The sequence below is a fragment of the Anaeromyxobacter terrae genome (genome assembly GCF_022690685.1).
GTDB lineage: Bacteria > Myxococcota > Myxococcia > Myxococcales > Anaeromyxobacteraceae > Anaeromyxobacter > Anaeromyxobacter terrae.
This window is the reverse complement of record NZ_JALCYY010000010.1, coordinates 110,622-122,319: the sequence shown is the minus strand read 5'-3', so window position 1 is coordinate 122,319 and position 11,698 is coordinate 110,622. Positions and strand designations below refer to the sequence as shown.

The following is an 11,698-nucleotide window of genomic DNA, read 5'->3' as shown; positions in this document are numbered from 1 at the left end:
CCGGGCCGCGGCCCCCCCTCCCTTCCTCGTTCCGTCTCACCCGTCGCGCAGCGGCTCCTCGACCACGAGGACGCCCACCCCCACGATCGCGCCGCCGACGCGGACCGGAAACCAGCTCTCCCGCCAGCGACGGGTCGTGCCGGGCGCGGCGGGCGTCTCCCCCAGCGACACCGAGTCCATCGCCCGACCCGTCTCGAGCACGGTCCTGAACCTGTGCGCGAGCTGCTCTCCGGGGAGGCCCGGCAACACCTCGAGCGGCGTCTTGCCGAGGTGCGCGGCCGCGGGGACGCCGTTCAACGCTTCGAGGCGCGCGTTCACGCGCGTGTAGCGCATCTCGCGGTCGAACAGCGCGAGCGCCACCGGGGTCGCGCCGAACAGGGCGTCGAGCACCCCCGCGTTCCACTCCGTCTCGAGCCGGCTCCTCGCCACCGCCTCGTAGAGCCGCGCCCGCGCGAGCGCCTCCGCGCAGGGCGCCGCGACGAGCCGCACGAACGCGCGGTCGTCCTCGTCGATCGGCCGCTCGTCCGGGAACGTCACCGTCAGCGCCCCGAGGGTCTCGCCCGACGCGAGCAGCGGCACCGCCGCCCAGGCGCCCTGCTCCTGGCGCCCCGGATCGGCGGCCTCCGCGGGGAAGCGCGCCTCGAGCTCGGCGCGGGACGAGAGCCACACCGCGCGCCCGGTGCGCACCACCTCGCCCGCGAGCGTGGGGGCGTCGAGCGAACGGGCCGTGCGCGGCCCGCCGTCGCGCGGCACGAGCGTGAGCCGATCGGCGCGGTCGAGGGCGTGGAGCTCGGCGCCCGACGCGCCGATGACGGCCATGGACCCCGCCGCGATCTCGGCGACGTCGCCCGCCGTCGCCGCGCCGGACAGGGCCGCCGCGGTGGACTGCACGCGCGCGAGCCGCGCGGCCAGCCGGCGCTGGGCGTCGAAGAGCCGCGCGCGCTCGAGCGCCTGCGCGCACGCCTGCACGAGCGCCAGGGCGTCGCCGCGGGCCTCCTCACCCGCGGGCCGGGCGAGATCGATCGCGAGGACGATGACGCCGACGTCGCGCCCCTCGACCCGGAGCGGCACCGCCAGCCACGGATCCCCCGCGGGATCGAGCGCAGCCCCGAGCGCGGGCGCCGCCGACGTGATCGCCTCGCGCCCCGCGATCCAGGGCGGCGTGCCCTCCGGCGGCGGCGCCGCCACGCGCGCGAGCGCCGCGCCGGCGACGCCGTGCGCGACGACGAGCTCGAGGTCGCCCGTCGCGCCGCGGTGGAGCACCGCCCCGCCGCGAGCGCCGACCGAGATGAGCTCGCGCAAGGCGATCGCCCCGACCTCCTCCGGCGTCACGGCGGCCGACAGCTCCGCCGTCGCGCGCTGCAGCCGCGCGATGCGCTCGGTGAGCTGCCGCTGGGCGTCGTACAGGCGCGCCCGGTCGAGCGCCTGCGCGCACTGCCGCGTCGCCGACTCGATGAGCGCGCGCTCCTCCGCGTCGAAGGCGCGGGGCTGCGGGAACCGGATCCCGATCGCGCCCCGCCGGCGGTCCAGCACGAGCGGGACCGCCGCCCAGGCGCGATCCCCCTCCTCCGCCGCGAGGTCCGCCGCCGCCGGGTAGCGGGCCGCGATCTCCGCCGGATCGCGCAGCCACACGGGCTCGCCGGTGCGAAACGCATCGGTCTGCGGCACGGCCGTGTCCGGGCCGATGAGCCGGTACCGGTCGCGAAAGCGCTCCGAGAGGCCGACCGAGCGGACGAGCTCGAGCACCCCCGGCTCGCGCTCCAGGAAGAGGGACACCGCGCGGGCCCCGACGAGCGTGAGCGCCCGCTCCAGCACGATCGCAGCGACGTCCTCCCGCGTGACCGCCCCCGCGAGCGCCACGCCGAGCGCGTGCAGCTCCTCGAAGCGCGCGAGGCGCTGCGCCTGCGGATCCGACGGGTTGCTGGAGAAGCGCGGCACCACCTCCGGGAGGATTATCAGGTCCGCGAGACGACCCGCTGTCCTGAACGGGCTGCACCTCCCGACGCCCGTGCGGCGCGCGCCTGCGCGTGTCCCGCGCGTTAGAGAGCGGTCACCATGCCCTTCCTCCAGGACCCACCGCGCCTCACGAACGCGTACCTCGCCGACCCCCTGCTGCGCGAGCTCGTCGCTCGCGCGCTGCCCGGGGCGCTCGGAGAGGTCGAGCCCGAGCTCGAGCACCTGGGTGAGCTCGCCGCGGGCCGCCTGTTCGCGCAGCAGGCCGTGGAGCGGCTCCTCGAGCCGCGCATCGAGCACTGGGACGCCTGGGGCCGGCGGGTGGACCACATCGAGCTCACGCCGCTCTGGCGCGAGGCCGCGACCCTCGCGGCGCGGCACGGGCTCGTCGCCACGGCGTACGAGCGCCGCCACGGCCCCGCGTCGCGCGTGCACCAGCTCGCGCTCGTGCACGTCCTCGAGCCGTCGCTCGACGTGTACGCCTGCCCGCTCGCGATGACCGACGGCGCGGCGCGGGCGCTCCTCGACGCCGGCAACGCCGCGCTCGTCGAGCGCGCGCTGCCCCGCCTCACCTCGCGCGAGCCCGCGCGCATGTGGACGAGCGGCCAGTGGATGACGGAGCGGATCGGCGGCTCCGACGTCTCCCTCACCGAGACGGTCGCGCGGCGCGACGGCGACGACTGGCGGCTCTTCGGGACGAAGTGGTTCTCGTCGGCGACGACCGCCGAGATGGCGCTCGCGCTCGCCCGGCCCGAGGGCGCGCCCGCGGGGTCGCGCGGGCTCGCGCTCTTCTACCTCGAGACGCGCAACGAGGACGGTACGACGAACGGCGTCCTCGTGAACCGGCTGAAGGACAAGCTCGGCACGCGGAAGCTCCCCACGGCGGAGCTCACGCTCGACGGCGCCCGCGCCGTGCCCGTCGCGGGGCTCTCCGGAGGGGTCCGCGCCATCGCGCCGATGCTCACCGTGACCCGCACGTGGAACGCGGTCGCGGCGGTCGCCGGGATGCAGCGCGCGCTCGCGCTCGCGCGCGACTACGCCCGCCGCCGCGCCGCGTTCGGCGCCCCGCTCGCGGAGAAGCCGCTCCACGCCGACACGCTCGCCGGGCTCGAGGCGGAGCGCGAGGGAGCGTTCCTCCTCGCGTTCCGGGCCGCGGCGCTCCTCGGCGCCTCCGAGGCGGGCGTGGCGAGCGACGCGGAGCAGCTCGCGCTGCGGGCCGTGACGCCGCTCGCGAAGCTCACCACCGGGAAGCAGGCGGTCGCGATCGCGTCGGAGGCGCTCGAGTGCTTCGGCGGGGCGGGCTACGTGGAGGACACCGGGCTGCCGCGCCTCCTCCGCGACGCGCAGGTGCTGCCGATCTGGGAGGGCACGACGAACGTGCTCGCGCTCGACGTCCTGCGCGCGCTCGCCGGCGAGGGCGTCGGGGAGGCGCTCGCGGCGGAGGTGAACGCCCACCTCGCCGCGGCGCGAGACCCAGCGCTCCGTCCCGCGATCGAGGCGGCGCGCGCCGCCCTGGCGAGGGCCGAGGCGTGGCTCGCCGCTGCAGCCGGGCCGGCGCGAGAGGCGGGGGCGCGGCGGCTCGCGCTCACGCTGGGGCGCACGCTGGAGCTCGCGCTCCTCGCCGCGCACGCGCAGTGGTGCCTCGATCACGGCCGCGGCCCCCGCGCCCTCGCGGCGGCCCGTCGCCTCGCGCGGCACGGGATCGACCTCGTCGCGGAGGAGCCGGGGGCGGAGGAGCTCGAGCTGCTCACCGGGCCATCGGCGGACGGCGGCGCACGCTGAGCGGCGCGACCTCGACCTCGACCTCGAACTCGAACTCGACCCCGACCCCGACCCCGACCTCGACCCCGACCTCGACCTCGACCTCGACCCCGACCCCGACCCCGACCTCGACCCCGACCCCGACCTCGACCTCGAAAGTCCGCTCATCCCGAGCGTAGTGTCTCGGCGTCAGCCGAGACGCGGAGTCGAGGGAGGACCCCGACCCGCGCTACGCTCGCGATCCGCCATGCCCCGCGACCCGATCCCCCCCTCCGGCCCCCCTCCTCGCGCCCAGACCCTCCGCGACGCGCTCCGCCGCGCGCTCCGCGCCGGGCCCGCGACCGCGAAGGAGCTCTCGGCCGACGTGGGCCTGCGGGAGAAGGACGTCGCCGAGCACCTCACCCACCTGGCGCGCTCGCTCGAGCACCGCGGAGAGAAGCTCGTCGTCGAGCCCGCGACCTGCGTCGCGTGCGGCTACACGTTCCAGGACCGGTCGCGCCTCACGCGCCCCGGGGCCTGCCCGAGGTGCCGCAGCACCCGCATAGATCCGCCGGTGTTCCGGATCGTGGGGACGGCCGAGGACGGGTGAGCCGCCGGGAGCGGCCTACTCCATCGCCTCCCCGCTCGAGGCCGGGCGCGCCGGATCCTCCTGCACCACCACCGTCTTCACGTTCACGAACTCGCGGATCCCCTCCCTCGCGAGCTCGCGGCCGTAGCCGGAGCGCTTCACGCCGCCGAAGGGAAGGCGTGGATCGGAGGCGACCATCGCGTTCACGAACGTGGCGCCCGCGGCGAGGTCGTCGATGAAGCGTTGCCGCTCCGCGGCGTCGTTCGTCCAGACGCTCGAGCCGAGGCCGAACGGGACGTCGTTCGCGACCGCGATCGCCTCGTCCACGCTGCGGACGCGGTACAGCGCCGCGACGGGGCCGAAGATCTCCTCGCGGTAGGCGGGCGACGACGACGGGATGCCCCGCAGGACGGTGGGCGGGTAGTAGGCGCCCTTGCGCGCGAGGGGGGCACCGCCGACGAGCACGCGCGCGCCGGCCTTGACCGCCGCCGCAACCTGCGTGACGAGCTTGTCGCGCTCGGCCATGCTCGAGAGCGGCCCGACGTCCGTCGCCGGATCCATCGGATCGCCCACCGTGAGCTCCGCCATGCGCGCGACGAACGCCTGCTCGAACCGGTCGTAGATCGCGTCGTGGACGATGAAGCGCTTCGCGGCGATGCAGGACTGGCCGTTGTTGATCGTCCGCGCGGTCACGGCGGTCGCCACGGCGTGATCGAGGTTCGCGCTCGGCATCACCACGAACGGATCGCTCCCACCGAGCTCGAGCACGGTCTTCTTGATGACGCGCCCCGCGGTGGAGGCGACGGCCGCGCCCGCCGCCTCGCTGCCGGTCAGCGTCGCGGCCGCGACGCGGTCGTCCTCGAGGATGCGCGCCACGCGGGAGGAGCCGACGAGGAGCGCCTGGAACGCGCCCTCCGGGAAGCCGGCGTCGCGGAAGACCTCCTCGATCGCGAGGGAGCACTGCGGCACGTTCGAGGCGTGCTTGAGGAGCCCCACGTTGCCGGCCATGAGCGCGGGCGCGGCGAAGCGGAAGACCTGCCAGAACGGGAAGTTCCAGGGCATGACCGCCAGGACGGGGCCCATCGGGAGGAAGCGGATGAACGACCGGCTCGCGGAGGCCTTCACCTCCTCGTCGGCGAGGAAGCGCTCCGCGTTCTCCGCGTAGTAGCGGCAGACCCAGGCGCACTTCTCCGCCTCGCCCACGGCCGAGCGGAGCGTCTTGCCCATCTCGAGCGTCATCGTCCGCGCCCAGTGATCCTTGCGGCCGTCGAGCACGTCGGCCGCGCGGCTCATGAGCGCCGCGCGCTCCGCGAACGGCCGGCGGCGCCAGCTCGCGAAGGTGCCGGCCGCGCGCGCGAGCTTCGCCTCGAGCTCGGCGTCGGTGAGCTCGTCGAAGCGGGCGAGCACCTCGCCGGTGGCGGGGTTCACGGACGACATCGTGGCCATGAGGTCCCTTCCTTTCCGCGCGTCGAACTTCGGCGGTAATGTCGGTGCGTGTCCCATAGCACGGAGCGAGCGACGTCGCCGCGCCCCCGGTACGTGATCGCCGCGGCCGGGGCGACCGCGCTGTGGACGGGGCTCGTCGCCCGGAGCCCGCCCGAGTTCTTCGCGATCGCGGTGCCGTTCAGCGTCGCCTGGATCGCCCTCTCCGCGACCGCCGCCCCGCCCGGCCTCTTCGCGCGGCTGCGACCCGGCGCCGCGGACGTCGCGCTCGGGCTCGGGACCGGCGCCGCGCTGTACGGGCTCACGCGCGCGTTCCTGTGGGTGACGTGCGGCGGGCTCTCCGACGCGCTCTGCCGGCCGATGGTCGAGATGTACGTCCGGTTCGAGACCCGCGCGCTCTTCCCCGCGCTCGCGCTCGCGCTGCTCATCGCACCCGCCGAGGAGCTGTTCTGGCGGGGCGTCGTGCAGGCCCGGCTCGCCGAGCGCCTCGGCGCGAGGCGGGCGGTGGCGCTCGCGACGGCGCTCGCGGTCGCCGTCGCGCTCGCGAGCGGCGAGCCGTTCCTGGCGCTCGCGACCCTCCCCACCTACGCGCTCTGGGGCGCGCTCGCCGCGTGGCGCGGGAGCCTCGTGCCCGCGATCGTGAGCCACGCGACGTGGAGCGTCCTCGTCGCCTCGCTCGCGCCTCCCGTCTGATGGGTCACGCGGCGGCCGGCGGGTCCGCCACCGGCAGCGTGAACCAGAAGGTGCTCCCCGCGCCGGGCAGGCTCTCGACTCCGATGCTCCCGCCGTGCGCCTCCACGATCGCGCGCGCGATCGCGAGCCCGAGCCCGGTGCCGCGGTAGGCCGCGTCGGCGCCGCGGCGGTAGGGCTCGAAGATCTCCTCGAGCTCGTCCGGGGCGATGCCCGGCCCGGTGTCCACGACCGCGAACCGGACCGCCGCTCCGTGCGCGTCGGCTCGGACGCCGATCCGGCCGCCGGCGCGCGTCACCTTCACCGCGTTCGAGACGAGGTTCCCGAGCACCTGGAGGATCCGATCGTGGTCCGCGCGGACGAGCGGGAGGTCCGGAGCGGCGTCGACGTCGAGCTCCACCCCGTGCTCGCGAACGACGGCGTGCATGGAGTCGACCGCCTCCCGGACGAGCTCGCCGGGGCGCTGGGGCGCCGGCGCGACGGAGAGGCGCCCTGCCTGCACGGCCGCGACGTCGAGCAGATCGCCGATGAGCCGCTCCATGCGGCCCGCGGAGCGGCGGACGACCTCGGCGATCGATCGCACCGCCTCCGCGGACGCGCTGGCGGCGATGACCTTCAGCCGGTGGGCCCCCATGCTGATCGCGGAGAGCGGCGTCCGGAGATCGTGCGAGACGACGGCGAGGATCTGCTCTCGCGCGCGCGCCTCGCGGCGCGCCGCCTCGAGGAGGCGGGCGTTCTCGATGGCGAGGGCCGCGCGCCGGGCCAGCTCGACGGCGATCGGTACCGAGCGCTCGTCGAAGCGCCGGCCCGAGGTCGACATCCCGAAGGCGAACGCGCCCATGCCCCCCGCGGGGCCGCGCAGCGGCACCGCGAGGTAGGAGCGGATGCCGAGCCGCTCGAGCATCGCTCGAGCTTCCGCGCTGGCGGCGACGCGCTCCGGGAACTGGGGATCCGCGTCCTCCACGAGCTCCGTCGTGCCCTCCCGCAGCACGCGCCCGAGCCCCCGGGGCGCCTCGAGGTCGATCGGGTACCGCTCGAGCACCTCGCGGGCGAGCGCGCGCCGATCGGGATCGGCCGTGTACACGGCGATGCGCTCGAGCCGCGCCCCCGGCGCGAGCAGCACGAGGGCGCACCAGTCCGCGAAATCGGGCACCGCGAGCTCCGTCGCCCGCTCGAGCCGGGCGCAGAGCTCCGGCTCCGCGGCGAGCTCGTCGCTCACGCGCGAGAGCAGCGCGAGCTCCCGCGCGCGAGTGGAGAAGAAGCGCTCCCGCGCCTCCGCAGCGGTCCGCGCAGCCTCGACGACGGCCTCGTGCAGCGCCCGCTCCAGCGCCGCGAGCGGCTCGACGGCGAGCGCGCCGGCCTCCGCCCAGACGCGCGTGACGCAGCCGCGGAGCACGGACAGCTCCGCGATCACCGTCTCGACGTCCACGCCCTGCGCGACGCGGTGGCGGGCGTGGCCGCGGGGATCCCCGGCCGGCGCGCCGCCGGTGAGGTCCGCGGCCACGCGATCCAGGATCGACGGGGTGTCGTCTCGCAGGGCGGCGCGGTCGAGCTTGCGCGCGCCCGGGAGCGCGCGCACCGCGGCCTCCCACGCGCGCAGGATCTCCTCGCGACGCGCCTTCAGCTCCTCCGCGGCGGCCGCGGCGACGGGCGAGGGCGAGCCGCGGCGTGGCACGAGGTCAGCCTCGCCGCGGGTGGGGGGTGGGAGGGGCGGGAGCCGGCGCCGCGCCCCCGCGCTGCCGCGGCGCGAGGCGATCGACGAGGGCCTCCTCGACGCCCAGCACGAGCCCGCGCACGCCGCCGGGACGCCGCCCCGCGTCCTCCGCGAGCGCGCGCCGCGCGGCCTCCACGAACCGGGTCCGCGGCGGGAGCCCCGTGAGCGCCCAGTAGCGGTCGTCGCGAGGGAGCAGGTCGTGGGAGAGCCCCTGCACGAGCTCGCGCACCACCTCCCACGGCGCGTCCGAGACGAGCTTGAGCCAGAGGGCCGAGATCCGCGGATGCGGGAGCGGCGCCTCGATCGCCGGCAGGGACCGGCCGCGCAGCGCCGCGACCTGCTCGAGGATCTCGCGCACCGACAGCACCTCGGGGCCCGGGATGTCGTACCAGGCGCTCTCCGCGAGGGGGACGTCGAGCGCCGCGACGAGCGCCCGGATCGCGTCCTCGAGGGCGATCGGGCAGGAGCGGGACCGCGCCCAGGCCGGGAGCACCATCGCCGGGAGGCGCATCGCGAGGTCGCGCACGATGCGCCAGGAGGCGCTGCCCGGTCCCACGATCATCGAGGCGCGCAGCTCGAGCGTCCGCACGGGGCCGGCGCGCAGGATCTCGCCCACCGCGAGGCGGCTCGCCAGGTGCCGCGACGGGCGACCGCGGGGCGCGACGCCACCGAGATAGACGATCCGGCCGACGCCCGCGCGCTCCGCCTCGCGCGCGAACCCGGCGGCGGAGCGCCGCTCCGCCTCGACGTAGTTCCCCCGCCCGCTCGCCATGCCGTGCACGAGGAAGTAGGCCGTCTCGACACCCTGGAGCGCGGCGGGCAGATCCGCGAGGCGCGTCACGTCGGCCTGCACCCACTCGACGCGCGGATCGAGGTCGCCCGAGCGCACCCGCGTGGTGGCGCGGACGGCGAGGCCGCGCTCGAGGAGCGCCGGGACGAGCGCCCGCCCGACGAAGCCGGTCGCGCCGGTGACGAGCACCGGCCTTCGCCCGGCCTCCCCTCCGCGCACCGTGCGAGCCCCTCTTACCCGCGTGGCCACCATCACGGGAAGTGTGCGGACCCGTTCTGCCGCGTGCACGTCCTACCCGGGCGGCCCGTGGCGGGCGAGGAAGCGGCGTACCGCCCACTTCCTCGCGCTGCTCTCGCTCGACATGTACCGGACCCTCCCGAAGATCGGCCGCTCCGGCCCCCAGGGCCGGTCGTACCGGCCGAAGCACCAGAGGACGCCGGTCGCCGAGTTCGGATCCCGGCCGTCGAGCGCCCAGCGATCGTTGAGGTCGAGCGCGACCTCGAGCCCAGCGCTCGGCGTGGGCGACCACTCGAGGATCTTCTTTCCCCAGAGCATCCGCAGCGAGTTGTGGATGACGCCCTCCGTGCGGAGCTGGCGCTGCGCCGCGTTCCAGAGCGGATCGTGCGTGGCGCCCGCGGCGAGGGCGTCGGGCGTGTAGAGCCGGGGGCGCGGATCGCGCGCGTGCGCCTCCAGGGTCGCGCGCGCCCACGCGGGGAGCGAGCCGTACTCGCGGTGATCGGGGCGCGCGGCGCAGGTGGCGAAGCCGAGCTCGCGCCAGGTGACGAGCTGATCGAGGAACGCCTCCGCCGCCGGGGAGAGGCCCCACCACCCGGCGCGCGCGCCGTCCGCGGCAGGCGCGAGGAGCGCCGGCGTCCAGCCCTCATGCCGCAGCACCGCGCGCACCACCTCGAACGACGCGAGGTGGCCGGAGTGGAGCCAGGGGGAGAGCCCGCTCGTCACGCCCTCCTCGTCGGGATCGCTGCGCGCCTCGGCGTAGCGGGGCAGCCCCTCCTCGAGCCAGCGCGCGAGCCTCGCCCCGGCGGCGCGGGCGCCGCCGCGCGTGGGGGCCTGCGGGATGCGATGGTCGATCGGCAGCGCCGCGACGACGCGCTCGGGCCGCGCGAGCTCCTCGGGGTCCGCGGCAGGCCAGCGGGCGGCGATCGCGCGCGGCAGCGCGGGCGCGGGCGGGAGGGCGGCGCGCCCGAGCGGATCCGCCGCGGGGAGCCGGTCGAGCCAGACCGGCAGGAGGCGCTGGAGGTGGCGCCGGTAGGCGTAGGCGGTCGGGAAGTCCTTGCCCGCGAGCCGGAACGGGACGACGCAGCTCCCGTCCACCGCCTCGAGCCGCACGTCGAGCCGCGCCGCCGCGGCGGCGAGCATGCGCGGCAGGAAGAAGGTCGGGAAGTCGTCGGTGATGACCGCGCACGCGCGCGCGCCGAGCGCCTCGAGGAGCCCCTTCCCCTCCCCGGGCGACCGCTCGAGGTAGGCGTGGTGGAGCGCGCGCCCCCCGAGCCGGGCCGCGTTCTCGGCCATGCCCTGGATGATGAACGCGTGCAGCCGGTCGCTCGCGTACGAATACCCCACGCGGAGCGCCTCGAGGACGGCCAGGGGCTTGCCGAGCTCGCGGGCGAGCTCCCCCGCGCGCTCGAGCGCCGGGTTGAAGCGCACGCGGCGGGCGGCGGTCATCCAGTACAGGACGAACGCCCGCTCGCGCCGGACCGGCGCGGCGTTCGCGGCGCGGATGCGATCGGCGGGGACGGCCACGAGGTCAGACGCGGTTCCGGAGCATGAGCTCCTTGGGATCGGGATCGAGGTACGTCTGGCCGGCGAGGTACGCGACGCCCTGGCGGCGCACGTGGTGGCGGATGAGCGTCTGCGGGACGACGAGCGGGACGAGGCCGCGCGCGTAGTCGTGGACGACGCCCTCGAGCTCCTTGCGGTCGTCCGGCGGGAGCGCCTCGCGGAAGTAGCCGAGCACGTGCTGGAGCACGTTCACGTGCCGGCCCCGCGTCGCGGGCACCCGCAGGGCCTCCATGAAGGCGCGCCCGTAGGCCTCGACGATCGCGGCCTGCGGGCCCTTCTTCTGACCCGCGACGAGCGCGCCGAGCCGGCGGTAGGCGGCGGGGCTGTGGGCGAGGAGCGCGAGCTTGTGGGCGGTGTGGAAGGCGACGAGCTCGCCCCGCCTCATCCCCGCGGAGATCGCCGCCTTCCAGCGCACGAAGGCGAAGATCCGCTCGATGAAGCTCTCGCGGAGCGCCGGGTCGTTGAGCCGCCCCTCCTCCTCCACCGGCAGGAGCGGCAGCCGCTCGAGGAGCACCCGCGCGAACGCGCCGACTCCGTCGCGGCGCGGTGGCCCGCCCGCCTCCGCGTAGACGCGCACGCGCTCCATGCCGCACGAGGGCGAGTCCTTCTTCGTGACGTAGCCGGCGAGATCGAGGCGCTCGAGCTCTGCGACGCGCGCCTCGGCGTAGCGCCGCATCGCGGCGGTGTGATCCGTGCCGCTCCGCTCCGCCACGAGGCGAGGCGCGCCGGCGGCCCCGACGAGCCGGATCGGCTCCCGCGGCACGCCCATGCCGACCTCCAGCTCCGGGCAGACCGGCACCCACTCGACGAAGTCGCCGAGGACGTCCACGAGGAAGGCATCGCGCTTGTGCTGGCCGTCGTAGCGGACCTTCCGCCCGATGAGGCAGGAGGAGACGCCGATGCGGAGCCGGGCCCTCTTCACGCGCGGATCGTACGCGGTGCGGGCGCGGGGCGCACGTCCCGCGGGGCCAGCGCGCGC

General features: G+C 76.4%; 9 protein-coding genes. 3 read left to right on the top strand and 6 right to left on the bottom strand.

What is annotated here, in order from left to right; genetic code table 11:
• Positions 1-36: 36 nt before the first annotated feature.
• Entirely contained in the window at positions 37-1,941 is a 1,905-nt protein-coding gene (locus MNY62_RS06735; protein WP_242343346.1) for a GAF domain-containing protein, read from the bottom strand.
• Between the two features lie 114 nt (positions 1,942-2,055).
• Here MNY62_RS06735 and MNY62_RS06730 point away from each other — a divergent pair, with 114 nt between their 5' ends.
• A complete protein-coding gene (locus tag MNY62_RS06730; protein WP_242343345.1) occupies positions 2,056-3,735 on the top strand; it encodes an acyl-CoA dehydrogenase family protein in 1,680 nt (559 codons plus the stop codon).
• Positions 3,736-3,961: 226 nt separating this feature from the next.
• Complete coding sequence (locus MNY62_RS06725; protein ID WP_242343344.1) at positions 3,962-4,303, top strand: transcriptional regulator; 342 nt, start codon at positions 3,962-3,964, stop codon at positions 4,301-4,303.
• Positions 4,304-4,318: 15 nt separating this feature from the next.
• Here the strand turns inward: MNY62_RS06725 and MNY62_RS06720 are convergent, their stop codons facing one another.
• On the bottom strand, positions 4,319-5,728 hold the full coding sequence (locus tag MNY62_RS06720; protein WP_242343343.1) for an NAD-dependent succinate-semialdehyde dehydrogenase: 1,410 nt from the start codon (positions 5,726-5,728) through the stop codon (positions 4,319-4,321).
• A gap of 48 nt (positions 5,729-5,776) precedes the next feature.
• Between MNY62_RS06720 and MNY62_RS06715 the strand changes: the two genes are divergently transcribed.
• Positions 5,777-6,418 carry a CPBP family intramembrane glutamic endopeptidase gene (locus tag MNY62_RS06715; RefSeq protein WP_242343342.1) on the top strand — a complete coding sequence of 214 codons (642 nt, stop codon included), beginning with the start codon at positions 5,777-5,779 and terminating at the stop codon, positions 6,416-6,418.
• A gap of 4 nt (positions 6,419-6,422) precedes the next feature.
• Here the strand turns inward: MNY62_RS06715 and MNY62_RS06710 are convergent, their stop codons facing one another.
• From MNY62_RS06710 to MNY62_RS06695, 4 genes are all read right to left on the bottom strand, one after another.
• Complete coding sequence (locus tag MNY62_RS06710; RefSeq protein WP_242343341.1) at positions 6,423-8,090, bottom strand: sensor histidine kinase; 1,668 nt, start codon at positions 8,088-8,090, stop codon at positions 6,423-6,425.
• 4 nt (positions 8,091-8,094) lie between these two features.
• Complete coding sequence (locus tag MNY62_RS06705; RefSeq protein WP_242343340.1) at positions 8,095-9,138, bottom strand: NAD(P)H-binding protein; 1,044 nt, start codon at positions 9,136-9,138, stop codon at positions 8,095-8,097.
• A 72-nt stretch (positions 9,139-9,210) separates the two neighbouring features.
• Positions 9,211-10,680 (bottom strand): cryptochrome/DNA photolyase family protein, encoded by a 1,470-nt coding sequence (locus MNY62_RS06700; RefSeq protein WP_242343339.1) that lies wholly within the window; start codon positions 10,678-10,680, stop codon positions 9,211-9,213.
• 4 nt (positions 10,681-10,684) lie between these two features.
• On the bottom strand, positions 10,685-11,641 hold the full coding sequence (locus tag MNY62_RS06695) for a YbgA family protein (RefSeq protein WP_242343338.1): 957 nt from the start codon (positions 11,639-11,641) through the stop codon (positions 10,685-10,687).
• Positions 11,642-11,698: the final 57 nt, after the last annotated feature.